This window comes from Microcoleus sp. T3_A4 (genome assembly GCF_036700465.1).
In the GTDB taxonomy this organism is placed as follows: Bacteria; Cyanobacteriota; Cyanobacteriia; order Cyanobacteriales; family Microcoleaceae; genus Microcoleus.
In genome coordinates, this window is record NZ_JAUBOY010000027.1 from 59,084 (window position 1) to 85,522 (window position 26,439).

At 45.5% G+C, this 26,439-nt stretch carries 33 protein-coding genes; 14 read left to right on the top strand and 19 right to left on the bottom strand.

Annotation, left to right across the window (positions count from 1 at the left end):
* Positions 1 to 3: 3 nt before the first annotated feature.
* The 7 genes from QUA07_RS16535 to QUA07_RS16565 form a co-directional block, all read right to left on the bottom strand.
* Complete coding sequence (locus tag QUA07_RS16535; protein ID WP_333326896.1) at positions 4 to 471, bottom strand: hypothetical protein; 468 nt, start codon at positions 469 to 471, stop codon at positions 4 to 6.
* Positions 426 to 764 carry a hypothetical protein gene (locus QUA07_RS16540; protein ID WP_333326897.1) on the bottom strand — a complete coding sequence of 113 codons (339 nt, stop codon included), beginning with the start codon at positions 762 to 764 and terminating at the stop codon, positions 426 to 428. The genes QUA07_RS16535 and QUA07_RS16540 overlap by 46 nt, the downstream gene beginning before the upstream one ends.
* 147 nt (positions 765 to 911) lie before the next feature.
* Complete coding sequence (iscB, locus tag QUA07_RS16545) at positions 912 to 2,198, bottom strand: RNA-guided endonuclease IscB (RefSeq protein WP_333326899.1); 1,287 nt, start codon at positions 2,196 to 2,198, stop codon at positions 912 to 914.
* 210 nt (positions 2,199 to 2,408) lie between these two features.
* Positions 2,409 to 2,645 (bottom strand): hypothetical protein, encoded by a 237-nt coding sequence (locus QUA07_RS16550; protein ID WP_333326901.1) that lies wholly within the window; start codon positions 2,643 to 2,645, stop codon positions 2,409 to 2,411.
* A 2-nt stretch (positions 2,646 to 2,647) separates the two neighbouring features.
* A complete protein-coding gene (locus QUA07_RS16555; RefSeq protein ID WP_333326903.1) occupies positions 2,648 to 3,103 on the bottom strand; it encodes a hypothetical protein in 456 nt (151 codons plus the stop codon).
* Positions 3,104 to 3,164: 61 nt separating this feature from the next.
* Entirely contained in the window at positions 3,165 to 3,461 is a 297-nt protein-coding gene (locus tag QUA07_RS16560; protein WP_333326905.1) for a hypothetical protein, read from the bottom strand.
* 98 nt (positions 3,462 to 3,559) lie between these two features.
* Complete coding sequence (locus tag QUA07_RS16565) at positions 3,560 to 3,841, bottom strand: hypothetical protein (protein ID WP_333326907.1); 282 nt, start codon at positions 3,839 to 3,841, stop codon at positions 3,560 to 3,562.
* Positions 3,842 to 3,969: 128 nt separating this feature from the next.
* On the opposite strand from QUA07_RS16565, the gene QUA07_RS16570 reads away from it, so the two are divergent.
* The 4 genes from QUA07_RS16570 (at position 3,970) to QUA07_RS16585 (ending at position 6,186) form a co-directional block, all read left to right on the top strand.
* Entirely contained in the window at positions 3,970 to 5,004 is a 1,035-nt protein-coding gene (locus QUA07_RS16570; RefSeq protein WP_333326909.1) for a hypothetical protein, read from the top strand.
* Between the two features lie 11 nt (positions 5,005 to 5,015).
* On the top strand, positions 5,016 to 5,213 hold the full coding sequence (locus QUA07_RS16575; protein WP_333326911.1) for a hypothetical protein: 198 nt from the start codon (positions 5,016 to 5,018) through the stop codon (positions 5,211 to 5,213).
* A gap of 119 nt (positions 5,214 to 5,332) precedes the next feature.
* Positions 5,333 to 5,782 (top strand): DUF5049 domain-containing protein, encoded by a 450-nt coding sequence (locus QUA07_RS16580; protein WP_333326913.1) that lies wholly within the window; start codon positions 5,333 to 5,335, stop codon positions 5,780 to 5,782.
* 53 nt (positions 5,783 to 5,835) lie between these two features.
* Positions 5,836 to 6,186 carry an HNH endonuclease gene (locus QUA07_RS16585; RefSeq protein ID WP_333326915.1) on the top strand — a complete coding sequence of 117 codons (351 nt, stop codon included), beginning with the start codon at positions 5,836 to 5,838 and terminating at the stop codon, positions 6,184 to 6,186.
* Here QUA07_RS16585 and QUA07_RS16590 read toward each other — a convergent pair.
* The 5 genes from QUA07_RS16590 to QUA07_RS16610 all read right to left on the bottom strand — a co-directional run bounded on the left by QUA07_RS16590 (position 6,149) and on the right by QUA07_RS16610 (position 9,413).
* Positions 6,149 to 7,006 carry a 3'-5' exonuclease gene (locus QUA07_RS16590; RefSeq protein ID WP_333326917.1) on the bottom strand — a complete coding sequence of 286 codons (858 nt, stop codon included), beginning with the start codon at positions 7,004 to 7,006 and terminating at the stop codon, positions 6,149 to 6,151. The two genes, QUA07_RS16585 and QUA07_RS16590, sit on opposite strands and share 38 nt — an antisense overlap.
* Positions 7,007 to 7,519: 513 nt before the next feature.
* Positions 7,520 to 7,801 (bottom strand): hypothetical protein, encoded by a 282-nt coding sequence (locus QUA07_RS16595; RefSeq protein WP_333326919.1) that lies wholly within the window; start codon positions 7,799 to 7,801, stop codon positions 7,520 to 7,522.
* Complete coding sequence (locus QUA07_RS16600; protein WP_333326921.1) at positions 7,767 to 8,015, bottom strand: hypothetical protein; 249 nt, start codon at positions 8,013 to 8,015, stop codon at positions 7,767 to 7,769. Before QUA07_RS16600 ends, QUA07_RS16595 begins: the two co-directional genes overlap by 35 nt.
* Positions 8,016 to 8,141: 126 nt before the next feature.
* On the bottom strand, positions 8,142 to 8,474 hold the full coding sequence (locus QUA07_RS16605) for a hypothetical protein (RefSeq protein ID WP_333326923.1): 333 nt from the start codon (positions 8,472 to 8,474) through the stop codon (positions 8,142 to 8,144).
* A 168-nt stretch (positions 8,475 to 8,642) separates the two neighbouring features.
* A complete protein-coding gene (locus QUA07_RS16610) occupies positions 8,643 to 9,413 on the bottom strand; it encodes a hypothetical protein (protein ID WP_333326925.1) in 771 nt (256 codons plus the stop codon).
* 327 nt (positions 9,414 to 9,740) lie between these two features.
* Between QUA07_RS16610 and QUA07_RS16615 the strand changes: the two genes are divergently transcribed.
* The 7 genes from QUA07_RS16615 to QUA07_RS16645 all read left to right on the top strand — a co-directional run bounded on the left by QUA07_RS16615 (position 9,741) and on the right by QUA07_RS16645 (position 19,596).
* Positions 9,741 to 9,950 carry a hypothetical protein gene (locus QUA07_RS16615; protein WP_333326927.1) on the top strand — a complete coding sequence of 70 codons (210 nt, stop codon included), beginning with the start codon at positions 9,741 to 9,743 and terminating at the stop codon, positions 9,948 to 9,950.
* Between the two features lie 137 nt (positions 9,951 to 10,087).
* Positions 10,088 to 10,732: a Uma2 family endonuclease gene (locus QUA07_RS16620; protein WP_333326929.1), complete on the top strand. Its 645-nt coding sequence runs from the start codon at positions 10,088 to 10,090 to the stop codon at positions 10,730 to 10,732.
* Positions 10,733 to 10,782: 50 nt separating this feature from the next.
* Entirely contained in the window at positions 10,783 to 11,289 is a 507-nt protein-coding gene (locus QUA07_RS16625) for a hypothetical protein (protein WP_333326931.1), read from the top strand.
* Between the two features lie 361 nt (positions 11,290 to 11,650).
* Positions 11,651 to 14,635 carry a DUF3854 domain-containing protein gene (locus tag QUA07_RS16630; protein ID WP_333326933.1) on the top strand — a complete coding sequence of 995 codons (2,985 nt, stop codon included), beginning with the start codon at positions 11,651 to 11,653 and terminating at the stop codon, positions 14,633 to 14,635.
* Positions 14,636 to 14,774: 139 nt separating this feature from the next.
* Positions 14,775 to 16,106 (top strand): Rieske 2Fe-2S domain-containing protein, encoded by a 1,332-nt coding sequence (locus QUA07_RS16635; protein ID WP_333326935.1) that lies wholly within the window; start codon positions 14,775 to 14,777, stop codon positions 16,104 to 16,106.
* Between the two features lie 756 nt (positions 16,107 to 16,862).
* A complete protein-coding gene (locus QUA07_RS16640; protein ID WP_333326937.1) occupies positions 16,863 to 18,266 on the top strand; it encodes a hypothetical protein in 1,404 nt (467 codons plus the stop codon).
* A 535-nt stretch (positions 18,267 to 18,801) separates the two neighbouring features.
* Positions 18,802 to 19,596 (top strand): hypothetical protein, encoded by a 795-nt coding sequence (locus QUA07_RS16645; RefSeq protein ID WP_333326939.1) that lies wholly within the window; start codon positions 18,802 to 18,804, stop codon positions 19,594 to 19,596.
* A gap of 329 nt (positions 19,597 to 19,925) precedes the next feature.
* Here QUA07_RS16645 and QUA07_RS16650 read toward each other — a convergent pair whose 3' ends face one another.
* Entirely contained in the window at positions 19,926 to 20,342 is a 417-nt protein-coding gene (locus QUA07_RS16650) for a hypothetical protein (protein WP_333326941.1), read from the bottom strand.
* Positions 20,343 to 20,542: 200 nt separating this feature from the next.
* Here QUA07_RS16650 and QUA07_RS16655 point away from each other — a divergent pair, with 200 nt between their 5' ends.
* From QUA07_RS16655 to QUA07_RS16665, 3 genes are all read left to right on the top strand, one after another.
* A complete protein-coding gene (locus tag QUA07_RS16655; protein ID WP_333326943.1) occupies positions 20,543 to 21,049 on the top strand; it encodes a transposase in 507 nt (168 codons plus the stop codon).
* A 394-nt stretch (positions 21,050 to 21,443) separates the two neighbouring features.
* Positions 21,444 to 21,860, top strand: a complete 417-nt coding sequence (locus tag QUA07_RS16660) for a hypothetical protein (protein WP_333326945.1) — start codon at positions 21,444 to 21,446, stop codon at positions 21,858 to 21,860.
* 680 nt (positions 21,861 to 22,540) lie between these two features.
* Positions 22,541 to 22,753 (top strand): hypothetical protein, encoded by a 213-nt coding sequence (locus QUA07_RS16665; RefSeq protein WP_333326947.1) that lies wholly within the window; start codon positions 22,541 to 22,543, stop codon positions 22,751 to 22,753.
* A 113-nt stretch (positions 22,754 to 22,866) separates the two neighbouring features.
* On the opposite strand, the gene QUA07_RS16670 is transcribed toward QUA07_RS16665, so the two are convergent.
* Genes QUA07_RS16670 through QUA07_RS16695 form a run of 6 tightly spaced genes read right to left on the bottom strand, consistent with a single transcriptional unit; the run spans position 22,867 to position 26,416 of the window.
* Positions 22,867 to 23,436 (bottom strand): thermonuclease family protein, encoded by a 570-nt coding sequence (locus QUA07_RS16670; protein WP_333326949.1) that lies wholly within the window; start codon positions 23,434 to 23,436, stop codon positions 22,867 to 22,869.
* Positions 23,437 to 23,616, bottom strand: a complete 180-nt coding sequence (locus QUA07_RS16675) for a hypothetical protein (protein WP_333326951.1) — start codon at positions 23,614 to 23,616, stop codon at positions 23,437 to 23,439.
* Entirely contained in the window at positions 23,606 to 24,472 is an 867-nt protein-coding gene (locus tag QUA07_RS16680) for a hypothetical protein (protein ID WP_333326953.1), read from the bottom strand. Before QUA07_RS16680 ends, QUA07_RS16675 begins: the two co-directional genes overlap by 11 nt.
* A gap of 8 nt (positions 24,473 to 24,480) precedes the next feature.
* Positions 24,481 to 25,494, bottom strand: coding sequence for a metal-dependent hydrolase (locus tag QUA07_RS16685; protein ID WP_333326954.1), 1,014 nt, complete (start codon positions 25,492 to 25,494; stop codon positions 24,481 to 24,483).
* Entirely contained in the window at positions 25,491 to 25,697 is a 207-nt protein-coding gene (locus QUA07_RS16690) for a hypothetical protein (protein WP_333326956.1), read from the bottom strand. Before QUA07_RS16690 ends, QUA07_RS16685 begins: the two co-directional genes overlap by 4 nt.
* On the bottom strand, positions 25,694 to 26,416 hold the full coding sequence (locus tag QUA07_RS16695; RefSeq protein WP_333326959.1) for a hypothetical protein: 723 nt from the start codon (positions 26,414 to 26,416) through the stop codon (positions 25,694 to 25,696). The genes QUA07_RS16690 and QUA07_RS16695 overlap by 4 nt, the downstream gene beginning before the upstream one ends.
* Positions 26,417 to 26,439 lie beyond the last annotated feature (23 nt).

Below are 26,439 nucleotides of genomic sequence, written 5' to 3' on the forward strand. Positions count from 1 at the left end.
CAATCATTCCTCCAACTTCATCAACTTTCCCAGCTTCCTGTTGAGCAAATCGGCATCGCTTTCACCCTCGCATCGCTCCTTCTCCAACCATTGTAGAATCTCAGGTTTAGGGCGAAACGAGAACACGGGGCGCTTGCTGTCGTACTTAGCTTTAGCTTCTTTGATAACGCCTGGATTGTTGATATGCCATTGTTGCTGCGCTGAGATTTCCACAACTTCGATCTCAGTCCACCGGGCTTGGATTCTTTGACCCTGCCGTCCCACCAAAACATGAGATTCGAGATACTTTTTAGCGCCCCGTTCCGTTTTCCAAGTTTTCGCTCCTTCCAAATAAGCCGAATCAATGGCGTTGTACTCAGGGTTTCCCTGCGTTTCTCTGGCATAGCGCACTTGAGTATCCTTTTTGAACCGGATGGCGTACAAACTCAACTCGCAGCCTCCTGCAACCGCTGCTGCTGGTAGCGTTCCCAAGCCCGCACCGCCAATTCTTCAAAATGAGAGTCGGGGTATTCGGAAGATAAAGCTTCTGAACTGTGGTTGCGGTAAGCCTGTTCTGCTGCTTTTTCTACCTGGGTGCGAGCTATCAAAAACAGGGATTGGTGTTCGGGCGAACCTATCTCTGATTCTGCGATTACCACGTAACTGTTGGGATACTTAGCAACGGCATTGTCAGCACCTCTACGAGTTTTCCAGCGTTTAGCGCTAGAGAGAGTATGGGCGTAGTAAAACTGGTCTGGTTGTCTGATAGATTGAGCGATAAACATAATCTTTGTTGTTCTATACTAGGTGGCAATCAAGCTTTAGATACGGCGTATTTAAAGCTCGATCGTGTTGCAACTTAACCGACTAGCGGAGTCGATACTCGGTTTCAGCGTTCCTCTCACTGTTTTTTCGGACATTTCACGACAATCTCATGCAAATGAGTAATTGTAACCATCGTTGCGATAAACGGGTTTAAGTTGATTGCGAGAAACGCTAATCACACTATCGTTCACCCGAATATCAAAACTACCCTTGAATCTAGTAGTTTTAATCCTCTTGCATTTAACCCCCTGATGTTTTCCCTCGATGACTGAAATAATGTCTCCCGTATTCCAGCCTGCGACTTTTTTCTTGGGTTTATACCCCGAACGCGGGAACCCATATTTATCAGTCTGTACGACTTGACGACTACCCCAACCCATTGCCTTAATTAGCAGTGGCTGATTGATAGCCAAAGTTAAACCCTGACTTACATCTCCACAGCAAGCAGCATCGATCCAATGGGCTTTTGGAAACTTTAAATTAGTCCGATTGAACTTAGTTAAAGAACCGCGTCCCACATAAATAGGTTCAATTGCTGTATTTTTCAAACCTTGGAATAAAGCAGACTTGGTTGCGTTAACTGCCGCTGCATCTTTCAATGGTGCTTTAGCTTGACTCATTACTTTTTTAAGAACTTCGGGCTTTTTCTTGAGAAAATCCCTGACATCTTGAGTCCCCTTTTTCAGGTTGCATTTTTCGCAAGCTAAGCAAAGGTTGGAAACGCGATTGCTGCCGCCCTTGGCGCGTGGGTTAATATGCTCGACTTGCAGCGGTAAATTTTCATTACCACAGTAAGCACACTTCCGATTCCATTTTTCGAGTAAGTATTGCCTAACCTCATAACCCTGTAATTCCCCTTGTTGATATTCAACGCCGGAAATCTCTGGATTTTGCATTTTTTGAGTGTCGAAGTTGACTAACTCAAAAGCTATGGATTTAATAGGCGCTAACTTACATAAACGATTAACCCAGGTAATTGTAGTTAGGACTCGATGTTTTAAACTTGGGGGTAGCCAACCTTGAGGGCGGGTACGGTTTAAAAATCGTGGTTTCCGGTAGCGAGTTTTACGATTCCGACGACTACGACGAATAGCGCGGCGGGTTTCTAATCGGGCTTTAATCGCTTGTCCTCGATGGGTAAGTTCAGCACCCCAAATTACTTGGGTTCCTTGTATCAAAGCTATGCCAGTGGTTTTACTACCAGGGTCAATCCGAATTTCTATGGGTTGTGGTTGTTCATCTACTGATTTGTTGAGAATTATGCTAAATGGATATAGTCGAAAAACCTTGGCTTTGCCTGCATTTAATAGCTTTCTGGCTATACAGGGTAAACAGGGGGTTAGAGGTTTTTTGTGGCTATCAAGCACGAATACTTGGTTGGGAGTTTTAGACATGGTTGCGTCTATTCCTAATTAGTAAAGGTTGCCTCGGCAGGGTTATTAGGCGGTACTTTCTCCACAGCACTGGCTTTACAAATCCTTGCCTGTTTAACTGCGGAGTTATAGTGCTTGGGGCTGGCACGCACCCCAAGGTATGAACTTTAACGCTTCCTAATAACGAAAGCCTGGACTTACTTAGCTATTTCAGGATTTCTCCAGAAATGTCTAGGATTTCAGTAAGTCCTGATTCAGTACCTGCGGCATCTCGTATCTTGCATTAACTTCCAAATCTGCGAATTCAACCTCTTGTTCTTCGAGATAATTGTCGATTTCACCCAAGCAGGCTGCCGCCATATTTAAGTAAATTTTCATTCTCGGATTGCTGCCGTGAATATCTTCAATTTCCCATCCTTCTGTTTTGGCTAGTATAATTGCCAATCTTTCGACTAATTCGTAATACATTGTTATGGCTCCTGATTTGATAGGGTTGGTATCTGACACATTTCGGACACTTTTAAGTCCTCAAACTCTAGCTTTCTTTGTGATAGGAAACTATCGATTACACTCAAACACGTTTTGACCGTTCCTAAATACACTTGGATAATGACATCGCCCAAGTATATCTTTTCAATCTTTAGTCCGTTAACCTTAGCTAGATTAACGATCAGTCTGTCGGTCAATTCATCCAACAGCAGAATGTTGGCACTGGGAGAGGAAGATGTTCGCCCGATCGTGTAAACTTCCAGCTCTTTGAACGTGATACCTTCTTCTTTCAGCAACCCATCAATGGTTTCAAGAGAAACTTTTGCCATTGCTGGGTAGACCTGAAACTTGGGATTATTGGTATTGGTGTTTCTAAGGGAGTCTCCCTGTCGTCTGGCTAGCTCTACTGCTAGTATTTCGAGTAATTCGTGATACATGATGCTAGGCTCCGAGTTATTGGTTTAGGTGATGAATAGATTGCCCTTGCACACAGGTTGATTAATGAATATCGTGAAGATACTTTTCGTTCAATTGTTGGAGCAATTTTGGCGCTCTCCAGGAGACAAGATTGATGAGAGCTTCTAACCGCTCGTACCAATATTTACGGAGCGCATCAATTTCGGAATTGGCTAAGTTTTGATGCTGTTGGGTTAAGTCCGCTGTAGGCGATTCAATCGCTTGCTTGGCTTTTTGGAGCTGGGCTATACAAAGCGCGTACTCCGATTCAATTTCAGCCTCGAATTCTTCCACAAGGACTTGCTGCTGTTGGGTCATGTATTCTTTGCCTTTGAGCATATCTAATATCTTGCTAGTGAGGAAACTGTCGATTTCAGCTTTCGCGGGATGCAGTTATTTTTAAATGCACCTTGATTCTGGGATTTTCTGAATGACTGTCATCTTTCTCCCTTGTTGAACATCGCTCTGTCTGCTGCTACCCCATCTATCACCAAACTCTCGAACTGAGCTTCAATCCAAATACTCGCTCCCGAGCACCGCACTTTGCTTGCATCTTGAATCAACACACAGCCGCTGGTAAACTCAACCCGTTTGGCATAGACCGACCCCAAGTAAGTGTTGATGCTGATAGCCCGCTCGTCCACCAAAACTCCCCTGAGCTTGCTAGCTTTTTTATTGGCGGCAGTGATGTGCCTATTCACGTAAATCTGTGCTTTCATTACTCTTGTATCCGAACTTGCTTTGGGTGCTGGGCGATCGCTCTCGACTTTGACCGGACTTGGGCGATCGCCTTTTTGATAACCTGCTAGCTAGTGTAGTTAGTTTACGAACTATTGTCAAGGCGCGTATGTCAGAGTTCTGGGGAGATGCACCATCAATAGAGGATTATTGGCGGGGCATCATCCTTTTTGGCAAGAACGTCGCCTCGTACAAGTTTGCGCTAGCTCAGTCGTTGTTGGAGTTAGCACCCGGCGGGAAAAGCATCATCACCTTGGAGGAGTTGGCACAAGCTTATGCGCGGCATACTCTGGAACACCTGCGCCTATGTGATAGCCAATCTCAACAAACCAATGTTCCCTACCCCTTCTTGGAAGCTTGCCGCCGATACGACCGGGGTGAGATTAGCTACGAGGAATTGATTTCGATTACGGCGAGAGAAGGATTCAAGGTAGTGCTCGACAAGTTCCACAACGTCAATCAAGCGGAGACACCGATGCGTTTCTTTGCTTACGAACGCCGGGGTGCTAAAGCCATTACCCTGACCGATGAGTTGTTTGGGATGTTGGAGGGAAACCAGGGGCAGAACTTACCCCAAGAGGTTGATGCGCGGTGGCGGTTGGTGGAGACGGCATGGGAGTTGAAAGTATCCCGCAATCTGATTAATGTGGGTTACGATGCTGACCTGGAGCTGCTATTCGTTCGCAAACCGATGAGCCGCGTCAACATTACCTCGTGTCGCGGTGCTTTAAATGGTTATCAAAAAGGTAAGTGTTTCTATTGCTTTGGCGATATTTCGATTATCAGCAGTGCGATAGATTTAACGGATGTAGACCACTTTTTTCCCCGCGTTCTCATCAACTACAACATCGCCCATCCCGTTGACGGCATCTGGAATCTCGTGCTCGCTTGCGTTAGCTGCAATCGGGGCGTGGGCGGTAAGTTCGACCGGCTCCCCCATAAACGCTATCTAGAAAGGCTCTACACCAGGAACGAGTTTTTGATTGGCAGCCACCACCCGTTACGTGAAACGCTGATACAGCAGACGGGTAATTCAGAACCCAAGCGCCGCTCTTTTTTGGAGAGGAACTACAATGCAGCAAAAACGGGTAGGCTAATTAATAGTAACTGGCAACCTGCTTTTGAGTATCCTCCTGTATTTTAATTGTGAAACCAATGGCTGAGAAATTTCAACGAATCAAGCTTTACTTTAACGCAGAAAAGATTTGTTTGGGCGGTGTAGATGATGATTGGTGGCTCAAAGATTTTGACGGCGGTTATTGGGCGTCTGATTACTTTTGGCTGCCCATTGGCTATAACCCGATTGGAAAACACGGAGATGAACTTTTACAATTTCTTACACCTCGCGCTTAGCTAATCCGATGAAAGACGACCGATGCACCCTACGCCCCTGCGACAGTTGCTACTTAGTTTTCAAGTTGCCCAAGTCCATCAACTACAAATTCTCCTAATTCAACACACACAAATTGTTTATGAACGCTCAAAGCCACTCCATATTAAAATCGCATCCCATCCCCGGTGATGGTGGGCAAGCCCCAGGTTACATTACTCTCAGAGAATGGCGTCCTAATGAGGAATGGGTCACGCACTTCTACAACTGTCAAGACGGTGGCTTCTATTACGGCCGCTACTTCACTAATTTAGCTGAAGCTGAGGCTAACTTCGAGCTGCGGGTCAAGGAATATCTCGGTTTCTTGGGGAAGCTGCCCAGTGCCCTAGAGCCAAAGGAACCGATCCAAATACCGGAGTGCATCCTGGAAGGCATCAATGCAGTTCGAGAAGCAAACACGACCAATATGTTCCATGCAAACACGGTGCGACTGCAAGCTGTAGCTTTGGGATATCTAGAAACCGCTCAATGGATTGAAGCAAACTTGGAAAGCTATTGCAGCGGTGTTTTTAGGGGTTTCGCAGCTCTCTAAATGGGATGAACGGTGACAGGAAAAGCGATCGTCCCAATTGTGAGAAATGAGCTATGCCTAAACCAAAGAGGTATCCCGACAATTGGTCTGAGATTGCGCTATCAGTCAAGGAAAACGCGGGGTGGCGCTGCACTAAGTGCCATCAACAATGTCTCAGACCCGGTAAACAAAGCGGCTTAACCAAATCAGAACGGTGTGCTTTAACTTTGGCGGTACACCACCGCAATCGGATACCGGAGGACAACCGCCCTGAAAACTTAATCGCCCTGTGTACCGCGTGTCACCTTTCGTATCATAATCGCGGGCAATCCAACGTATCGCCGGGGCAGTTGTCGCTGTTCCCCGATGATGCGGTGGATTGGGATATCATCGCTTCTTCTGGGGAATCGGCACGGGACAATTGATCTGATCCGAATCCGCCGCCATCTTCTTAATTAATTGGAGGGCTGCTATGCAATCTCCTAACGCTCGGTGTCCTCCACCAGGCAGGGGGAAATACCGATAATCTTGGTAATAGTAGCTCCAATATCCCCTCCACTGTGCCGCCCATTCCATCAGGCAGTTGGAGCGCTTTGTCAACTTCAAAATGGGCAAACTGTGAAGCCGACAGCAGTAATTTAAAATCTTGATATCGAAAGCAGAATTGTAGATTAATAATCGTTTATCTTTAAGGACTGCATCAATACGGGGATAGACTTCGGGGAAACTCGGAGCATCGGCCACCATTGCATCGCTAATGCCGTGAAGATCTGCTGCTTCTGCGGGTATTGGAATAGAGGGCTTGATGAGCGTATCCAGCAACATTTCACCGAGACAATCGATAATTGCTATCTCTACAATCTCAGCATCATATAGCCCCGTAGTTTCAGTATCCAGAATCACCCAATCGTTCTGGCTTAATTGTTCTCTTGCCCAAAGAACAGCATTCACCCTATCTTTTTCTATGAAACCTACTTCTCGATACCAATCTTGATAATCCCGCTTGATTTGGGCTTTGAGCCGATTAGCAGCCAGGGTTTCCAATTGCTTGGCAGAGGGCTTTCTTTTTGGTCGGCAACATTCAGGATTAGTCGAATCGTAGAGGAGCACGTCGTATTTTCGCGTTGGGATAACGCCTGAAGGTTTCAAAGGCGATAAACCAAGTTCACCCAGTTGCTTTTTAGTTTTCAGGTGCGGTGGCGGTTCGTTGGATTCGCCCCACCAACTGTATTGTGTAAGCTCCATGTTTGACAGCTCAATATCAAAACAGCACATTCAAAATATAGCTCGATTTGCGGCACGGGAGAACCCACGCAACAGCTAACAAAATAATACCATCGAAATAGAAAACCCCCAGATTGGGGGATGGTCGCCCGCTGCAAAACTAAACGACAATCTAATTATTTTATCAAAGAAGTGTCACTGTCTGCGAATTAAAACAACTAATCCCGCTTCACCGTTAGCCTTCGTTTGGGTTTATTTTATGAAAATTGCTTGTAATACTATGCCGTACAAAGGTTTGCCATTCTTACCTGTTACCTTCAAAATCGCTCCTTTTTAGTTAACTTTGGAGCTGCCATATTCTCAGTTGGTTGCAAGAAATCAATAATAAGTTAAAAGTATTAAAACAGTGTAGGTTTTGGTTTAAAACTTTTAATAACTTTCAGGTTCGCGCCCTGAAAAAGATGAAGAGGCGTGTCTATTGACCGCCTCATAACATCTTTCAAGAATCACCTCGGCTTCAATCAGGGGAGTACCTCAATCTAGATGCTGGTCAACTAAAGCAATGAGTTTAGCGATCGCCTTCTGTTCTTCTAGAAGTAGTTCTTTGAGCTGGCGCATCTGTTCTTGATTTGGGGGTCGATGTACCAAATCATCAACAAAGTTTAGCAGGGGAGACTTTCTAAAAGGTCTATTCAAAGCAGCTTCATCTCGCAAGCGCTTGGTTCGCTCCAGCTTTGACCGCTGCAATCGGTTTTTCTCCTGACGGCGTGCGATAAGCCCGTCAAGTCTTTGACATTCGTTCCCAGTCTTCTTCATCTCCATACATCTCTTTCACTTGTTGTTTCAACTCGGTTATCTGCTCGGTCAGACTTGCCACCTGATCTTCAATGACATCTGTTTTATCCTCCTGGATTTCCAGAGAAATCTCCACAGATTCAACGTATTCTGTTAACTTTTGTATTAGATCGGGTTGGGGCGTGTCGCCGTTAGGCGTGTCACCGTTAAGCCCGTTGCCGTTGGTCATAGTCATGCCTCGCTGATGTCTTGATAGAAGAAACTGGCGATCGCTTTTGATACAACAGATTAAACTATCGCCAGCGCCGCCGAAGAAGTTGCTACAAAATTGTTACCAAGTTGTTACCAAATTTCATGCCAATTAGTTAGTTGGACTCAGTGGGATTCGCTTGGTAACAATGCTCATAAATTCACCCTCACTTGGAGCAGGCATAAGCAAACTCCACTCGCTGATCTGAGCGAACTGTAGCCCGTAAAGCCAGCGAATCGTGTAAGCAACCCCGTAACTCGATCCAAAAACCATTACTCTTACCCGTTCGCAGCCATCAGATTGAACTGGCAAACTGTTTGTACCAGGAATGACCGACGGCAAAGTATCGTCTGGACTGGGCACAAAATCCAGATTTTGCGAATAAAACAATTGCGGCGTGAAGCTTGGTGTCGTTGGCAACCCAATACCAAAGTTTGTAATCATAATTCAAGCCTTTTACTCGTTTTATGGGATTAGTCGCATGGGAGATGTTCCAGATATTATTTCTTGGCGTGATTAGTTATAGGTTGCATCATTGCTCAATAAAAACACTCAACCCACTAACTGGACTAAAAGAGAAATTGGAGACGACATCTTCTATCAACTCAATAATTAATCGTTCCTCCCGTCGCCCCGTGTGGGTGCTGTCGGTGCGTTGGATTCGCTTGATATTCGCCAGCACAGCGCGCTTGCTAGTTGGTTTTGTTCGACACGATCGAGAACTCGCACTGTGGGAAACCAAAGCTGCAAGTGGGATAAGTCGCTGTTGACGCTACCCGAATACGCTTGAAATGGATCGCTCTCCAAACAAACCAAGGTTCGTAAAGCGTAGAGTTCATCCAATTTGAGTCCATCCAATCGATTAATCAAGGATTCGAGGGAATATTTTCTGAGTGCTGTGTACGGAGTCAGCGCTTGTTCCTCCAGTTGCCACCAACTCATTACGTTGGCTCGTTCGGTAGGACACAAAATCTCGTGTTTCCGAACGCACAGGTAAATCGGTTGTCCCTCTTCCTGTATCGGATTATCTCGGTCATCGAGTAGGCGACCCATGACGGTTTCAGAACGAACATCGGTCACTTCCATGCGTCCCATTGTGGTGGTAACGCGGGGATTGGGTATTTCTACAAAGCTTGGTCGGGCGGGTTGCGATGGCTGCCCGTAATCTGCGAACATAGAGGAAATCTCCCGAAAGTGAGTGCCAAACCCCGCCCCAGAAGATTGCGAGTCAGAGGGGGCGGGGTTTGGTTTTGGGTTTTTGACGCTAACAAAGCTTACTGAAGCAACCATATCGGGAGTACAGATAACTGTTTTATGCTTCTGCTTGGTTTGTAGGCGTTCGTAAGTGTATGATAACTTATACGGGATGTTTAATGCAAACATCCCGTATGCACCTATTGACCCATTAAGCAAAAAACGAGCTTTAACGGGTAGTCTGGGATATATAAAGTAATTGCGTTAGATATCCCAGTGGCCGACCGAAAAACTACAGAACCAGTACCCACCTTGAAACTCACATTTCCTTCTCGAACGCTTCGAGAGCGGTTCAAGGCTATTTGTGCGTTGAACGGAAAAAATATGAATGAAGTTCTTATCGATTTGGTCAAACAGTACATAGAACAGAATCAGCAGAATGATCGCCCTGAAACTGAAAGCGACCAAAAATCATAAGGCTGACCCCATACATAAGGTCTACCAGATGAAAATGTCATGACGGAATCAATTAGAGCCGTTCGAGCCTCGGTACAAATAGGTTCCCTCACAGTCGATGGGTTCATGCTGCCAGATGGCAGTTATCGGATGAGCCAGACACAGGCGGCGGAATGTGTTGGAAAACCAGCTAGAAGCACTTTCGATTTTTTGCGTTCCAAAGCTCTGAAACGCTTGCTATCCGGGGCTGAAAGCACTTTCGATTTTTAACGCATTACATTTTTGCACTCGAATGGATATAAAGCTTTGCTGGGAGAAATGTATACGGATTACACCTCGGAGCGGATGAGGAATCCGGTTTCGTTGCGTTCGCAGTTCAAAACCAACAACTCAGAGGAAACAGCAACATGAGCCAAACCCAAACAATCCCCCAAACAATCACGTTTGATGAGTTCGCAGCCTGGTATCCAGAGAACTCTACTCGCCGCTACGAACTACACCACGGAGTAATTGTTGAAATGCCTTTAGGAACTGGCCGCCATTCCCGCGTTACAGGTTTTATAGACAGCGAAATAAATTGGGAAATCAAGCGACTGAAATTGCCTTGCTTTATCCCCGGTGACTGCCTGCTCAAACCCGTCCGCAACGAGGCGGGCTATCAGCCAGACGTAGTTGTCCTGGACGAAGCAGCTCTGCGCCAGAGAGAACCGCGCTGGGATAGGGAATCCATCATCGCGATGGGGTCTTCGGTGCGGTTGGCTGTAGAGGTCGTCAGCACTAACTGGCGGGACGATTACCATCTCAAATTCGCCGACTACGAAGAAATGGGCATCCCCGAATACTGGATTGTGGATTATCTCGGTTTGGGCGGCCGCAAGTTCATCGGCACTCCCAAGCAACCCACACTCTCGGTTTGCCAGTTGGTTGACGGCGAGTATCAAATCAGCCAGTTTCGGGGAGATGACCGAGTTGAATCGCTGGCTTTCCCAGAGTTGAGGTTGACTGCCGAGTTGATTTTTCAAGGCGGTGTGCCTCCAACCGAGCCGAGCTAGAGGACTGGGGGGCGATCTGGCAAATAGGTTCCATTACAGTAGATGGGTTCATGCTGCCAGACGGCTTGTATCGAATGAGCCAAACACAGGCGGCGGAATGTGTCGGTTTAAAGGTTCAGAACATCTCAGATTTTTTGCGTTATAAGGCATTCAAAGCTTTAGCAGGTGAGGGTTATACGCCTCAGATTTCTGAGATAGAACCAGCGGGAGAACAACTTAGAGGACAAGCCAGGATTAACGCGCTACCGTTAGCAGTCGTTAGAAAATATTGGCTCTGGCAGGCTCACAGAGGAAACAAGCAAGCTCTGGCTCTGGTAGATGCCCTGATGGCTGAAACCTTGGAGCGGCGGTTTGACGAAGCTTTCGGTGTTACCCGCACCGAGGCTGAACGAAACGAGCTTCTGAGCCAACGAGTTCTTGAACTCGAACAGGATATTAGGGAAGCGTTTTGGGTTGACGATGAAGCCAGAGCCGAGCGCGACTACTTTGAGCGTTTACTCAGAGAAAACGGCATCGATCCTTGGAGAATGCCGGGGGGTGAGGAGGAACCGAGCTAATGGCGCTCGGCAACAATTGGGATTTTTCGATTCCCAAATTCCTTGCCAGCTAACGCTCGCTGGCAATACGTCGGGTATAAAATTGGAAAAGGCTGTTGCCAACAAGCGACCGCATCCATTAAACCAGACCAAAAAAAATGCCCGCGCCTATGTAGAAGAGACAAAACTCTAAACAAGAGACGGCGAACAACAAAATATAAAAAACTTTAGATTCATCATAGTCCATATCTGCCATTACCGCATCATTTGCACTCCGTGTAATTCAACGGTAATCCCAGCGCCGGGTCGTCTCTTCTACATATAGCGGGTTTTTGCAAACAAAACCAGCACGCACCGCTATGAGTAGCGGAAAGAGGCATCTATGAACGCTGTACAGCAAATTCAATCTACCGTTTATCTTTCCCCCAAACACAAGAGCCACATTGAGAGCCGGGGGTTGTTGAATGATTGGAGTTACGCCAACTGTCGCACCGTATCTGCGGATGAGGCATCAGTATATTTAGGTTACACGGCAAAGTCGGGTGGCATCCTCTTTATTGGTGCAGGCACACAATTTCAGTTCAGACCGGACAAGCCTTGGAAATCAGAAAGCTGCAAGAAAGCGCCCAAATATCGGACTCCCGTTGGTGAGTACGACGCATTCTTGCCTCAGCATCCCACCGACAAAAACTATTGGGAGCCAGAAAATCTCAAGCAGCACTGCTACCGCATCAACGACCATCCGTGCATTGTCCTCACCGAAGGCCCGTTCAAAGGAATCTCCGGGTGCGCTAACGACATCCCAACTATTGCACTGCTGGGCGTTTCAATGGGTCTAACCTCTAAAAAAGGAGACATTCAAGGCAAGCGCTACTTGGTCGAAACTTTAGAAAAGTACGCCCGTGCCGGCTTCGGGTTCATCATTTCCTTCGATGCCGACGCCGCCACCAACCCAAACGTCACCTGGGAACAGAGGAAACTCGGTCTTGTGTTGCTCAAGTTCGACGTTCCGGTCTACAGTGCAACTGGAGGTTGGGATGCGGGCACCGAAGGCGAGACAAAAGGCATGGACGATTTGATTCAACGAAAGAGCATTGAAGCTTTTAGAAAAGTGCTGGCCACGTCCGTTACTTTTAAGGACTGGGAATCAAAAACCTTTGGAGGCGACGGCGGCAGCGGTGGAACTAGAGACAGATACTTAGTCCCCAAGTCCACAACGTTTGAGGTGCACTGCCTCAAGAATTTATTCGGAGATGATTGGATAGTTGTCAATGATGCTTTCTACCAATGGAACGGGCGCTATTGGCAATTCCAAGATGAAGCGGATGTGAACAAACTCATCGGCGACTTTACCGAGAACTGCTACGAAACAGCAGAAGTCGGCAAAAAGTTTAAGTTCGGCACTAACAAATTCTTAGATTCGGCTTTTAAATATTGCCGGAAGGTGCTGCACCAGAAGGTTGACACTTCTCGGAACCACCTCAAATCATTCTCCAACGGCACTGTGGATTTGAGGACTGGCGAACTGTTCCCACACGACAAGGAACATTACCTGCTTTCTTGTTCCCCCTGCGATTATGTGCCAGGGTCAGAATGTCCAGCCGAATTTAAGCAATTCATACTTTCTGCCTACGGTGCCGAGCAAGTAGAAGTCATCAGGGCCGTAACTTCGATGTACTTAGACCCAACCGCACCTTACGGGAAATTTGCTTACTTGATTGGGGATAGCGGTAGCGGGAAAGGCGTGATGCTGCGGACTTGGGCAAACTTACTTGGCGAAGAAAACAGCGTCAGTTCCAATAGCTTGACCGAATTGACAAAACCTGAAGGTCGGCATCAATTATTAACTGGTAAATCCTTGTTTTACATCCCCGATGCTGGCGGCTTTCTTAGCGGACTCAAAGCTTTTTACGAATTGGTGGACAATGGCGGCATTTCGGGACGCGCTCTATTTTCGGCATCGGCTTACCAAAAAAAATGGAACGTGCGATTTGCGATCGCCTCCGTCGAACACATCCAAACGGAGAATAGTGGCGATGGTTGGGACAGGCGCTGCATTCCGTTGCAAACCCGCGCCCGAACGGCAAGCATCGAAGATCCGGATCTAGGACGCAAACTATCGGCAGAGTTGGGTGAGATTGCTGGTTGGGCGCTATCAATGGACAAGACAGAACGCGACCGCATTTTACTCGTACCGTCAACCAACCCGTCAATTGTGGCGTTGAAACAGGATGGCGCGATTCTAGGGGATAGCGTTCGCTCTTTTGTAGATCGCTGTTTGAGAGTGGGTGGCGATAGTTACGTGGGCAGCGATTTGCACAGTTGGTATGTGGCATATTGCAAAGCCCACAATCTCTCGCCAAGCGGTTACAACAAATTCGTTCACCACTTGCAGCGAGTATTGTCAAATAACTGGCGAGCTTCCGAAGTTGTGCGAGAAGGCGACAAAATCAAGCGCATTCCGGCTCAGTGGCGGGGACTTCAGATTTTACCGTGCTTTGTTGATGTAGCCATCGCGGAGGACGAAAATGGCAGCAACCGCCCCCATATCCCGAACTGGGCTTGCATCAAAACTATTTGTGCTGATGGCGGATTGCAAGAATTAACTCTAACCCGCACGGTTACAGGCACTTCAGCGATTGCAGAAATTCCAGCACTTTCTCAAATAGCCCAAACCGTTGTGGTTACAGACGTTACTAGCAATTCTGAAATTGTTACAACATCTAAAAACCCTACAACCCTCATGGTTACAAACGTTACAGCGTTACAGGATGAAAGTAACCAATCTAAAAAAACACCATCACCTGACATCGCCCAGAGTGTTAATCATAAAGTCGAGTCTCAACCAGTAACGGATGTAACGCCTGTAACAGCGCCTGTTACACCCACTTTTGAGGTGGAAGCCAAACCATGTAACAACCCAGAAACTTGTAACAATCCAATCGCCCCTCAACTCCAATTCACCCCCGGTGATCGAGTGAAAGTTTCTGCCCAGTATCCCGGTGCCGAGGAGTACAGGAGCGAGCTGGCCACCGTAGTTGAGGTATGGAGCGATGGGCTGTGTCGAATTGAGCTTGACCGCGAAGTGGTAATTCTCGGTCAATCAAAAAAACAACTCAACCTTGACCGGCGTTATTTAGTTTCACAATCCGCTGCTGACTCAAATCTCAACGAAAATGAACTACAACTGGTTGAACGTGCACTCAAAGCAATCGCGGACAATGACCCCGCAGCAGCCCATGATGTCTACTGCCGAGTGCATCAATTGGGAGTTAAGGAAGCGGTCAAAGCATTGCTAACAAACGATGAAAATGAGGATTTTAGACGGCTAGTTAAAGTTTGGAAGCAAAGAAAAAGTCAACCTTAACCTAATGTCTGCATCGCTCCCGAACGTCTGAGGTAAAATATAACGACACCTTCGTTTGTTGTATGAGCGCGCAGGCTAACCCAAGGGAACCGGGAAGTCTTTTCCTTTCCCTACCCACGACACCCTAACTTTTTGTCAAATGAAACCAGAATTCAGTTTTTTTGAGCATTGGTATCCTGTGATACCACTCCAAGATTTAGATCCCAAGCAACCAACTTCAGTAACACTTTTGGGACTGCGTTTAGTGATCTGGAAACCCAAATCATCTGAAACTTTCCAAGTGTTTTTAGATCGATGTCCCCACCGCCTTGCGCCTCTAAGTGAGGGGCGTATTGATGGCGAAACAGGGAATTTAATGTGTAGCTATCACGGTTGGCAATTTGATGAGCAGGGAAGTTGTACTCATATTCCCCAAGCAGAAAATCCAGAACTTGTAAGCAAGAATAAAGAAAATCTGTGTGCTGTAGCACTACCAGTTCGTCAGCAACAGGATTTACTCTGGATTTGGCCAGATGCAAAATCAAGCGAACAAGCTGCAAATACACCCTTACCTTTATCACCGCAGATAGATGCAACTAAAGGCTTTGTTTGGTCTTCTTTTGTACGAGATTTAGAATATGATTGGGAAACCCTTGTGGAAAATGTGGCCGATCCGAGTCATGTTCCTTTTGCTCATCACGGCGTGCAGGGAAATCGCAAACGAGCAAGACCGATGGCGTTTCAAATCGTGCAATCAACACCCAATTTGATTGAAGGGGCAATAGTTGGGCCTTTTCAAACAACAATCACTTTTGAACCGCCTTGTCGCTTGGAGTATGCGTTCAGTTTTGGCGATGGCAGCAAAAAGTTTGGATTGCTCACCTACTGTATACCTGTGTCTCCTGGGAAGTCTAGAATTGTCGCTCTATTTCCCCGTAACTTTGGTCAAACACTCCATCGTCTCAAACCTCGTTGGTGGGATCACATCACCAATCGCAATCTTGTTATTGAGGGAGATATGATTCTTCTACAGCAGCAAGAGTATTTTCTCCAACAAGCCAAATCTACCCAAAGCTGGAAAACTGCCTATCAGTTACCTACAAGTGCAGACCGTTTCGTAATTGAGTTTAGGAAGTGGTTTGACCGCTATTGTGACGGACAACTCCCCTGGAGCGAAGTTGGAATCAATGTTCCACCGACACGGAATATCAATAACGATCGCCAACAAACCCTCGATCGCTACAAACAACACACCCAACATTGTAGTAGCTGTCGAAAAGCACTTTTGGTCGTGGAACGCTTACAAGCATTGCTTTTAGGCTACTTTGTGATTACTGTTTGCGCTGTTGCTCTCTTTCCTGATGAATTGCGACTTTATGTGGGCTTACCCTTAATTGTGATAGCACTACTAGGTCTAGGAGCTTACACTTGGCTGAGATTCTGGCTTCGTCCTAGATTTTACTTTGTGGACTACATTCATGCACATAGATAAAGGCAATTGTCAGGCACTTTTGCAGTAGTTTGCTGCTCAGATTCACTAAATGAGCCAACAGATGCTCACAAGATAAATATACTAATTACCCTAGGTAATTTCATATTTTTAACAATTATTTTCTGGGGTTGCTCAATACTTCAGACAGTTTTTAAACTGCCCTGTAAGCCTTACAGAGACAACCCTATCATTTTTAACGCATTTTAGTTTAGGAAACTTAGGGCTGGACTTAAACCTTGAAATAATAGTCCACAATATAGCCAGTCTGGGTTTTGGACACTCGATTAGATATAAAACTGTCCGAAGTATTGTGCTAACAGACATTGAAAATAAGAATTTCCGACAACTGGTCAAACTTTGGAAGAAAAGCAAAAGTCAGCCTTAGCCTACAAGATGCCTGTCAGAGTTTGGTGTATACCGGCAATATTGGTTATCCGCGCCTAGCCTTAGCACTTTTAAGCCCTGGGTCAGGATATGCTCCTATCCGGCTAGAGCCTTCGGGTGTGGCGTGTTAGGTATTTAGGGCTTGCTGGATAAGTGCAGAAAGGTTACACGGCCTGGTCATGTGATCGTGCGCCCAAAAAAAGTGGGCAAGATAAACAGGTAAGGCGTTGCTGATTCTGGCGTATGAATAAACTTTTCGCTTGATGTTACAAAACTCACCATACTTGGCTTATAGCCATTCCGAAAACTTGAATTCATACTTGTATTCAGCAACGCCTCATTCTCAGGTGTGCTCGCGTGAAGGAGGAGTTTATGGACATTCAAAATCCATCGTTCAGACGGAACCTCAAATTTCTAGGTGGTTCGGTTGTTGGGTTGGCGGGACTGCTGGCAGTCTGGATAGTGGGTGGCAACTATATCGCCTCGGTGCATGAAAAAGAAATCGAGCAGGATTTAGCAGCTTATGCCCAACGGTTTCCCAAAACAGAGCCGAATGATGCGGCGTTGAAGCTAGATGCGTCTTTCTCTAAAGTGGGGTCTAATCTAGGCTGGGGAAGTTTCTATCAAGAATTAAATCAGTACCTAGACGCTGAGATTGCCAAACCAAACGATACCATAAATCCACCTTCAGAGAAAATACAGCGCTATCTCGCCTCCCAGCAAACGGCTTTAGCAGAACTTCGCCAGCAGGTTTTAAAGAATGAAGTACCGCGCTGGGGAACAGATATTAGCTGGATTCTGGAAGGAGATCTGACGGCTCCCCTACCCGCTTATTTATGGCAGGTTAATTCCCAACGAGTTTTAGCCCTAGACATTCTAGAAAAATACCGTAAAGGTCAGACGGAAGCAGCAGCAGAAATGCTGGAAGTATCCTGGAAAATCAACCAGCCTTTAACAGAAAGCCCCATCCTAATCCCTCAACTTGTGGCTTTGATTGTGACTAAATATCCAGCAGGGGTGATGCGGAAAGCCGAGATCCTTCCCGCCCAGTGGCAGCAGCGCTTGCTGGAACACGATTACCGCGAATCGATATTGACATCTTTGCAGGGAGAATATTTGTCTAAGTTCAAGTTTTCGCAAGACTTCGCTTGGAAATACTCGTGGTCTTCGATATTAGAAGCATCAGGCGCTTCTAGTGGTGAAGGAATACTTTCACTATTTCAGACGGAAACGAACTATCCCCCAACTTTAGAAGACAAAATCTTAGACTGGACTTTATCTAATGTCCTGGTGTGGTTCAAACCGGTGCTCAAACCTTATGTTCGCTTTTGTGCGATCGATACTTATCACGCCTATAAACGATCGCTTGCAGCATCTCGCCAGCAGAATTTTTGCGCTTCTGATTCAGCCCCGGCAAAGGACTTCGCGTGGTGGAATTATATAGGTAGGACATCTACAAGTTATCCCAGCCAAACCAGTAAAGCAGTTAAGTCTATGTTGGATTTGGAACTCACTCAGAAAATTCTGCAAGTCAAAGCACTAGCAGCCAAAACGGGAAAATGGCCGCCATCGGTTCCTGATATGAAGTCGTCTATTTGTCCGGGCGCAAAATGGGTGTATCGCCTTGCTCCCGACGGTACGATGTCGATCTCGTTTAGCGAGAAACCCAAATGGTTGGAGGAGAGATTAAAAAGCAAGAGAGGGCTACCATTTACCTATAGCGACAAGACACCGCCACAGCTCAAAAACCGAGCTTCTACCCGACCAAAGCGATGAGCGCACATCCCCAACGACAGTTTGCGATCGTTAGTGCTGATTACCAGTGGCTAAGGAGCGGGGAAAAAGTGTCTCAGAACCCCAGATTTCCACGTACATCGGCGTTGCTTAACCAGGGTATGAAAAAAATAACTTGAAAATCCCCAAGCTTTGTCGATACTGGTTTCGATGATGGGCCTATTTAGCTTTTCATACCGTAAATCAGCAACGTCAATATCTTTAGTAACTAGGGTGTAATTTAGGCAGTGGTGGCAATGTTTAAGGTACAATCCGTATTTCCTGATTTACAGCCTCAAACATCTCTAAAAAGCTCTAGGCGGGAAAAATGTCGTATCCCCGCCCAAAGCCTTAGCGGAATTTTTTCAACGGGCTGCTAAACTCTTGCTGCAAAAAAAGCTGGTTTCAGACCCTCAGAAAATAGCTGCCTACCCGTCCGGTTGAGAATACTAAAAATCTGGGTGTCACGCGCTTGACACTACTGGGCGTTCTTGCAAAACTAAATGAAACGCTTGACATAAGTGATTAGCTTCTTGTTATGCCAAACCCTAAAGGACACGAAGACTCAATCAAAGATTCCCGCTTTAAAGCTGCTTGGCAGAGCGGCCCGACTCGCACCATTCGAGTTCCAATCGTCCTTGCTGAAGCTACACTTTATGCTCGACAACTAGATAATGGCGTCGAACCGCTTGACACAGCGAATAGAATTATTAATTCTAAAATAGAAATGAAACAGTCTCAATCCCCTGATACAAGGGGTTCAATTGGTAGAGCAAGTAAATTAAAGGATGAGAATGAAACACTCCGACTGGAGCTAGCAGAATTGCGATCGCAACTTGAGACAGTGCAAGCTGAGAACGAAGAATGGATGGATGGCTATATCAAGTCAGCGAATGAGAATGAAACCCTTCGACGGGAAATACAATCTCAATTTAGGGCGGTACGTCTCTGTATGATTTGGAATAGGGATATGAGGGTGAATGTTGCAGTATTTGACCATGATCCCTACTCTCCCACTCCCAACAGCGAACCTAGCTATCACCCTATTTCTGAGTTTGAGAAACATTTGTGGGAAGGCCATAAAGGTTCATTAGCGATTGATGGGCATTTCCCAAGCTGGAACTCGACACTACTCCCAAGCCCAGTAACCATAACAGCGCTTTGCTGCGATATTTCACAACCTGAATCGGAAATTCACAAAGGTCAGCAGTCAGCATTTGAATTTGAGCTACCCGAGGCTGCTGACCTACTAAACAGACTGAAAGCCAAGCGTAAGAAATCAGCGGCAACACTCGCAGACATTGAGGCAATTTTGGAGATGATTGAAGGGTAAACCCCAAAAGGGAATTAGAAATCTATACTCCGATTCATTCCGAAGATGTGCTGAGATAATTTCTATGGCGTTAAGCTACAAAAACTTAAAACCATATCAGGGGTTGAAACTCCTTCATTACTTACTGCGTTACTGCAAACCGTCGCAAAAAAACCTAAAGCCCTATCAGGGATTGAAACTTGACACACTTGATTCCGTTTGATTCGTTTTGATGCCTGCTTTTTTGACTAAAAAGACCAGCCGACACTCTGTTAGCGGTCGCCGAAAGCGATCGCCTGCTGCGACCAATATGGGTTTTGTTTCCATAAAACAGGGTTAAAATACTTATTCTATCGCCCCAAAAATGGGTCGTTTGAAGATGTCTTATGCAGCAACTGATTGTAAACGGGAACAGTATCTACAAAAATTTGGAGTCGAATCGTGTTTCGGTCTCCCCTTTGGAATGTGACAAGGTACAAAGTCTCTGAGTTTTCCTCACTGAATGGATATTGTGGTCGATCTACAGTTCCTCTTACTTCAGATCCCATAGTGTTAATCTTTTTGCCGTTAACTCGATTGATTCCTTTAAGAACATAAGCTCCGGGTTCCCAACGAGAAAGCATAATTGTCCATTCCTCTGAGGCGAATATTCCCGTTAAAAGTGGACAATTGTTCGTTTCTTCATCGCCAATTACCGAGAGCTTGCAAGGTTGAGCTTGTGCTATATTAACAGGCTGTGACAAGGCGATAACTAAGGGAATTAACATAGGCTTTTAGATGAAACTATTAGAAGTATATACGATAAATATGGATAGTTTAGATCTAATTTTGCAAGAGGTCTATTGAACACTTGTCTATGGGTAGGAGTGTCAATAATGTTTATCAAAAGGATGAGATGTGAATTAGATCCGGCACTGCTTAAGAAGATATGTAAGGATGAAGGTGAATTAGCCATGCGAAGGATGCTATGACGCTCATTACAGACAACTTGCTTCAACGCACTCAAGCAAGCACAAGTTCAGCCCAAATGGAGACTCTTGCTAAGCTTTACCTAGAAGGCAATCCCACCGAGATTTCCGATGCAACGATCGCCCAATTCTGTGATTGGCTTTGGGGCGAATACCAGAGTCTTTCCTTGAACGTAGAGTTCTCGTGGTACGACCGTTACCAAAGTGTTGCCGAGATGTTCAATGACATTAAGCAAAATCATCTTTGGGTATCGGCTGAGAACTATGACACGACTCTAGGAATTAATCCTATCTATAACTTTATTTTTCAGGCAATCCACGATGATGACCATTACCTAACCAACAGTGACTTTAGTCTGGAAGGAGAAATCGCAACCTATAATGCCACTGCCAAACGTGCGCCCAGTCTAGACATTCAGAAGATTCTTTACTCCGAAAGTGTGCTGCGCTCGGCTGCCTATCTTTTTCTAGGACATAGACCAATTTCCAAGATTGTTTTCCCGTGATTTGCCAAATCGAGATGCTCCCGTTTAGATCGCTCTGTTTTGGATTTTCTTTTCCTCAACGCCTTCAACTTAGATCGCATCCGGAGCGCCCGCTAAGTTATCAGATACAGACCACTATAGCAAGTCTATTTGAGTCAGGAATGTAAAATAACCTGAAACGCTTGTGATGATTGAATCGATTGTTTACAAATCCAATGGTTTTGCTATATCATGGGAGGCATGATTCCTCAACCGCCCAAATCTCAATTTTATGCCCAAAATCCGAGTCTATGTTAGCATAATTGCTGATTTACAAATGCTTTCTTAGCTTAATTTGTTACCAATGACATCTGTCTTGTAGAAAATTTGTTATAAAAAAAATGTCAACTCAAAAAAAATATTGAGGTTAATCGTCATGACAGATTACAACCCCCGACGTTATAGAGAGCGCTATAAACTGGAGAAAGAAGGAAGCGAACTAAAGCCCTACTATGTAAAAGTTTCTGCTCTATCTGGAGTACCCTTAGCTGGCACTGATGAGATTTCAAACACTTATTGGGAGAAATATAAAACTCCACCTTACGACACCACAACAGAAGCTTTTACTCATGCTTATGGATGGGTAGATGGTAACCTGTGTGACGAAGATGATCTAGATCAAAATGGAGAGCCATGTAAAAGGGCTTATGAAAAGCTTAGAAAGGATCAAGAAGAGTTTTATAAATCTCGAACTCCTGAAGAAAAAGTGGAGTCACATATGGAGGAAGAGAAAGCATGGGAGAAAAAACTAGAGGAAGCATATAAAGCAGGTTGGGCAGATATGTTACAGTAGTTTTCAGGTAATTGAGGTATAGAAATATCGTAGTTAAGGACATGACATTGCCTTGTCCTTAAGGAAATTATCTAAGGAGCCGATACTTAAATCCAATCGCTAGTAGCACTCTATCTCTAAAATCTAAAACTGGTTCCTAAGAATGCCTTGAGCCTCACTCCATCTACGTTCTAGTTATTAAGTATGACTCTTGTATCCAATTTTGCCGTGTTAGGTCAAGTGTGTTTTACTTCCGGTCTTAGGACGAGTCTTACCTCTACCTCTGTCTTAAAGCTAGACTATTAGGGCTGATGTGTTTGCCAAGATGTTTGATGCACCGTTGCCTGAAAATGGCACCCCACTTCTAAAAGCTAGAGACTCCAATAAAAATTAATTTTGTATCCTGACCTAGCCGTACCAGTTTAGATTTCTAGATTGGGAAATAAGGTGTATATCACTTCTTCTGTTTGCGATAATCACTGGCTTTGACGCTGGCTCCGGGCAACTGCCACACTCCCGGCTTAGTTTTAGGCGCTGGCTCCTAGCTTTTAACATTCCTTCAAGGAGCATCAAAATCAGCGATTTTCCTGTTTCATAAACGCAACGTTTTTCGGTATTCTAATTGGTGTAGTGATGCAATGGATAAGTTAAAATATATGTAGTGACATGGTGAGCCAATTCAATTAAAAAGCTATTAACTCATGGAAGACAATAAGATTTCTCAATTCATTCAAGCGCTTAAATTCTTCGAGCTAGAACTAGAAGAAATGACCGGAAAACCCGGTTATGAAGATAGAAGAGGCAAAGTGATTGCCGTAAGGAAAAAAGGCGATAAGTCACGGATACTGTGCGCTTATTCTAGCTATGACGAGCTGCTTGATTGGGCAAAACAACAATTTCAGAACCCTAGTTAACGCTTTGGTTGAGGATAATTTCACAGTCGTTTATCACCCTTGGAAAGCCGCCACACTTCCTGCTATTGCGATCGCTCTACACAACCTTGGTGTATACCAAACATTGGCGTAAATCAGCTCTTATCTTGCTTGCGATAATGCCAAGGTCTTTCACCACCATTGGGAAGCCGCCACACTCCCCGCCGTGTTGAGCGCCCCATCTCCTCTGCAATATCGAACACATCAGCATTGTGACAGTTGGCACTGAATTGCTTGTAGTGGTACGCCATACCCGCTTTGAGCATTTCCTCTTGCACCGATTGTTCGCCTGACGGAGACTCTAGCAACACTTCAGCGACACTGCGACCGTACTTGTCCCGATCCATCTCAATAACTATAACCTGACCTTTTGCTTGGGCAACTAGGGAACGCAGGTAATTCCGAGACTCAATACCCAGGGGTTGCATTACTTCCGGCGCGTCTATGCCGCACAGCCGAATCTTTTGTTCCTGATTGTCACACTTAACTCGAAAAGTATCGCCGTCGTAAATCGAGTTTTTTACTACCTCGCAGCGTAGAGATTGTGTCTCGCTCGGTGGCTTTGCTAGTTTGGGAGTAGGGTTATCGCTGTTGGGTTGGTGGAAGTGGAACCACATCAAAGCTGCGATGGCTAACAGGGGTAGGGCGTTGAGGAACTTCTGCATTTATTGATTCCCCAACGCTTTTTCTATTGCCAAATGTGCCAATTGTCGGTCAATCCACTTCTGGCAATCTTCAAAAGATTTGGCATCTTTAATCAATACCTTAGCGCCCGATGGAAATTGAATTAAGAAGCCTAAGTCTTGCGGAGTAATGGTACAGTCCCGATAGCTTTTACTTAACATCAATTACCACCTCTAAGTTAATCTGCCTGTCCTTTTGACCCAGGTTTTTGATGCGGCGAACTTGGCCAGCAACGGGAGACTTAATCTGAGTAATTTCTCGCAGTTTCGATTCTATTTGTTGTTTCTGAGCTACCAAACTAGCTACTTGGTACTGCTGCCTCTGCATCTCGGATTGTTGGCGAATCAGGTTGAGTGAATGTTGGTATTGCTGGTGCTGGTGGTCGCTTTGTGCTTTATCTAAGGCAGCAATTGCTTGATTTAATTCGAGCGCTAATTTTGCTTTTGTTTCACTCATCTTAGCTCGCTCCGAGGCTTCTGTTCTGATACCCTCCGCCACTTTATTCATCTTCTCTGGTTCCAGGAGGTTCCTCAACTTTTCGTCCTTAAACCTGAAAAAAGGAGCTGGTGTTGCGGGTAGCGAAGGTTTGCCATCCATCAATTCAATTTCGCTTTTGATGCGGGCAATCGCTGCTTCCTGCACTGCAAAATTAGGGGGAGGGAGTTCGGCTACTTGGCTCATAGAAGCGGATAACTGCTTGATGCTGATGTCTATTTGATTGCGCTGCGCTTCCAAACTTTCGCGCTCTTCGGTGCGATCGCTGATAATTTGTCCGGCTGCTACCTCCGCTCCTTCAGCAATCTTTAAATCGTTGAGGGAGATTACCTGCACTTGAATGCGGTGTCTTTTTCCTGGTTTTGTTGATTGCTGTAGCTGAATAACGGGCTGCTTTTGTAAACGGGGTATGGGTGCGGGTGCGGGTGTTGGTGTTAGTGTATTAGGCTGCGGGTTAAGGTTGAGGAAAGGCAAGAATCCGACCACTCCCGCTCCTAATGCAGTTGCTATATATTCTTTCATAGGCTACCTCATAAGTCTGGTGTAGGGCTAAATATCTTGGCTTCTAGGGAACCTGTGATGTATTGTCCGCTCAGTAGTTTGATGGCTGTTTCTAGTGGACAATAGTTAAAAGTTATTTTATCACCGATTAGTTTCGCTATCTCTAATTGTTTCGGATTGGTTACTATTTTAATTGAATCAGGTTCGTCCACGGTTAGCGTACCCGTAACAAAGATGAGAGTATCGGGAATGGGTGCTATGGCGAACTCTTCTTCGTCGAACTCCAGAATTTGAATTGACGACGATGCAGATTTGCCCACTTCAGCGGTCAACCGAGCTGCGATAATATTCGTTCCGGTTTTGAAAATTCCCTGTTTATTAATGACAACAAACTCGTTGCCCTCATTAGCAATCACAAAATACTTGCCGTCGGCTGCTGCTGAATCTGCTGCAAATGTTCCTGTTACATTGGCGTAAATATGATTGCTGGCACTACTTTGCTGATAGGTTTCAATTGCGTTCGATCGCAAGCCTAATGAAGTTCCAACTAAAGCAGTTGGTCCTCCTGTACCGCTTAAATTAATTGCTGCAATTAATACAGCAGCAGCAATTGCTAAAACCCAATATTCACCAGTTCCACCAGTTTGGAGCCTCCGATTAGGATTGCTCACTGATATACACCAAGCTGGATGCGGCCAGAAAAGCTGCACTCCCTGTTTGGTGAATACGTCGGAGAAGCAACTGATCAGATGTCCTAGTGGCAAGCACAACCAGGTTTTCCAATCAATATAAAAATATAGCGGGCTAGCAAGAATTGCGATCGCGACAGTTGCAATCAAACTGTGAGTAATTGATCTGTGAGGATATCGATTCTCAATCCAATTAGAAATCGGAAATATAATTTGACCGATCGTACTGGTACTCGTGTCGAGATCCGGTAGTTGGCTGCCTGCAATCGCCAGTGCTAGATGTATCGGATCGTTGGTGGTGAGTATTAATGAAATTCCTGCAGTTGAAATAATTGCATGAGTTAAAGCCATCATTTCAAAGCTTCTCCAACAGGCATAACTTTTGCTTCATCTATTAGCTCTAAATCGTATTCTGACGAATTTTCTAAATCTACTAAATCTTTTACTTGACAGCAATCATAAAATTCAGCATCGCCTGTTAGTGTGAGTTCATAGATATTTACCCATTGTTCTGGTAGAAGCCTGTTCGCTTCTGTTGCAGGAATAACTTTAATCATTGACCCAACCTCTTCTTAGCTCCTTCGACCCGTCCTAACTGTTTGGCTGCCATTGCCAAAGTTAAGGCAATGCCACCAAATATTTGCCAATTCTTGTTTCCCGTACCCATACCTACATAGCGAACAATGGCGAAGGAAAACAATGCTGACAGAATGATCGGCATCATTACCAAATACTGGCGGTGCTCAACTGGTTGATTGATGCCGAGTTTCTCTTGCTGCACTACTTTCCTCGCCAACATCGGATTCCTCCCCGCTAGCGGTTGCAGTTGGGAAAGCCGAGCTGCTGTGAGATTCAAACCCAACTTTGCAGCTTCATCTTCCATCGCAGATCTAATAGCGCGATCGCTCGGCAATTCTAATTCAGCTTCGATCATCTTGATGAAGATATCGCGGCTGGGGTTCGCCACCGCAAAGCAACAAACCCGACAACCAGCTTCGATTAGATCCTCCAACCAGAATCTAATCCCCGTGGTGAGGCGCTTGGCTTCGGGCAACAGCAATAACGCATCAGTGGGAATATTGAGCGCGATTTCTTCTTTGAGTTGGTCTAAGGTCAATTGTTTCACTTTGCCTTTCTCATCCTCCACTTCGGTAGGAATGTCCAGTTGTTCTGCCAATTGTTGAAAGAACTTCTTGCCGCTTCCCTTGTAGATAGTCGTAGCAATGGAGAACTCCCCCGCCAATTCCAAAGCAACGCCCGCCGCTACATCTTCCAATCCCGTGCCTAATTCCCCGGTGA

Excerpts from the sequence above, each read along its gene's own strand:
- QUA07_RS16640 (WP_333326937.1), top strand. The coding sequence starts at position 16,863 with ATGGACATTCAAAATCCATCGTTCAGACGGAACCTCAAATTTCTAGGT.
- QUA07_RS16680 (WP_333326953.1), bottom strand. The coding sequence starts at position 24,472 with ATGAAAGAATATATAGCAACTGCATTAGGAGCGGGAGTGGTCGGATTC.
- QUA07_RS16635 (WP_333326935.1), top strand. The coding sequence starts at position 14,775 with ATGAAACCAGAATTCAGTTTTTTTGAGCATTGGTATCCTGTGATACCA.
- QUA07_RS16630 (WP_333326933.1), top strand. The coding sequence starts at position 11,651 with ATGAACGCTGTACAGCAAATTCAATCTACCGTTTATCTTTCCCCCAAA.
- QUA07_RS16575 (WP_333326911.1), top strand. The coding sequence starts at position 5,016 with ATGGCTGAGAAATTTCAACGAATCAAGCTTTACTTTAACGCAGAAAAG.
- QUA07_RS16625 (WP_333326931.1), top strand. The coding sequence starts at position 10,783 with ATGCTGCCAGACGGCTTGTATCGAATGAGCCAAACACAGGCGGCGGAA.
- QUA07_RS16655 (WP_333326943.1), top strand. The coding sequence starts at position 20,543 with ATGACGCTCATTACAGACAACTTGCTTCAACGCACTCAAGCAAGCACA.
- QUA07_RS16670 (WP_333326949.1), bottom strand. The coding sequence starts at position 23,436 with ATGCAGAAGTTCCTCAACGCCCTACCCCTGTTAGCCATCGCAGCTTTG.
- QUA07_RS16585 (WP_333326915.1), top strand. The coding sequence starts at position 5,836 with ATGCCTAAACCAAAGAGGTATCCCGACAATTGGTCTGAGATTGCGCTA.
- QUA07_RS16605 (WP_333326923.1), bottom strand. The coding sequence starts at position 8,474 with ATGATTACAAACTTTGGTATTGGGTTGCCAACGACACCAAGCTTCACG.
- QUA07_RS16565 (WP_333326907.1), bottom strand. The coding sequence starts at position 3,841 with ATGAAAGCACAGATTTACGTGAATAGGCACATCACTGCCGCCAATAAA.
- QUA07_RS16665 (WP_333326947.1), top strand. The coding sequence starts at position 22,541 with ATGGAAGACAATAAGATTTCTCAATTCATTCAAGCGCTTAAATTCTTC.
- QUA07_RS16595 (WP_333326919.1), bottom strand. The coding sequence starts at position 7,801 with ATGAAGAAGACTGGGAACGAATGTCAAAGACTTGACGGGCTTATCGCA.
- QUA07_RS16580 (WP_333326913.1), top strand. The coding sequence starts at position 5,333 with ATGAACGCTCAAAGCCACTCCATATTAAAATCGCATCCCATCCCCGGT.
- QUA07_RS16660 (WP_333326945.1), top strand. The coding sequence starts at position 21,444 with ATGACAGATTACAACCCCCGACGTTATAGAGAGCGCTATAAACTGGAG.
- QUA07_RS16570 (WP_333326909.1), top strand. The coding sequence starts at position 3,970 with ATGTCAGAGTTCTGGGGAGATGCACCATCAATAGAGGATTATTGGCGG.
- iscB (WP_333326899.1), bottom strand. The coding sequence starts at position 2,198 with ATGTCTAAAACTCCCAACCAAGTATTCGTGCTTGATAGCCACAAAAAA.
- QUA07_RS16615 (WP_333326927.1), top strand. The coding sequence starts at position 9,741 with ATGACGGAATCAATTAGAGCCGTTCGAGCCTCGGTACAAATAGGTTCC.
- QUA07_RS16620 (WP_333326929.1), top strand. The coding sequence starts at position 10,088 with ATGAGCCAAACCCAAACAATCCCCCAAACAATCACGTTTGATGAGTTC.
- QUA07_RS16650 (WP_333326941.1), bottom strand. The coding sequence starts at position 20,342 with ATGTTAATTCCCTTAGTTATCGCCTTGTCACAGCCTGTTAATATAGCA.
- QUA07_RS16540 (WP_333326897.1), bottom strand. The coding sequence starts at position 764 with ATGTTTATCGCTCAATCTATCAGACAACCAGACCAGTTTTACTACGCC.
- QUA07_RS16645 (WP_333326939.1), top strand. The coding sequence starts at position 18,802 with ATGCCAAACCCTAAAGGACACGAAGACTCAATCAAAGATTCCCGCTTT.
- QUA07_RS16550 (WP_333326901.1), bottom strand. The coding sequence starts at position 2,645 with ATGTATTACGAATTAGTCGAAAGATTGGCAATTATACTAGCCAAAACA.
- QUA07_RS16675 (WP_333326951.1), bottom strand. The coding sequence starts at position 23,616 with ATGTTAAGTAAAAGCTATCGGGACTGTACCATTACTCCGCAAGACTTA.
- QUA07_RS16555 (WP_333326903.1), bottom strand. The coding sequence starts at position 3,103 with ATGTATCACGAATTACTCGAAATACTAGCAGTAGAGCTAGCCAGACGA.
- QUA07_RS16690 (WP_333326956.1), bottom strand. The coding sequence starts at position 25,697 with ATGATTAAAGTTATTCCTGCAACAGAAGCGAACAGGCTTCTACCAGAA.
- QUA07_RS16685 (WP_333326954.1), bottom strand. The coding sequence starts at position 25,494 with ATGATGGCTTTAACTCATGCAATTATTTCAACTGCAGGAATTTCATTA.
- QUA07_RS16610 (WP_333326925.1), bottom strand. The coding sequence starts at position 9,413 with ATGTTTGCATTAAACATCCCGTATAAGTTATCATACACTTACGAACGC.
- QUA07_RS16600 (WP_333326921.1), bottom strand. The coding sequence starts at position 8,015 with ATGACTATGACCAACGGCAACGGGCTTAACGGTGACACGCCTAACGGC.
- QUA07_RS16560 (WP_333326905.1), bottom strand. The coding sequence starts at position 3,461 with ATGCTCAAAGGCAAAGAATACATGACCCAACAGCAGCAAGTCCTTGTG.
- QUA07_RS16590 (WP_333326917.1), bottom strand. The coding sequence starts at position 7,006 with ATGGAGCTTACACAATACAGTTGGTGGGGCGAATCCAACGAACCGCCA.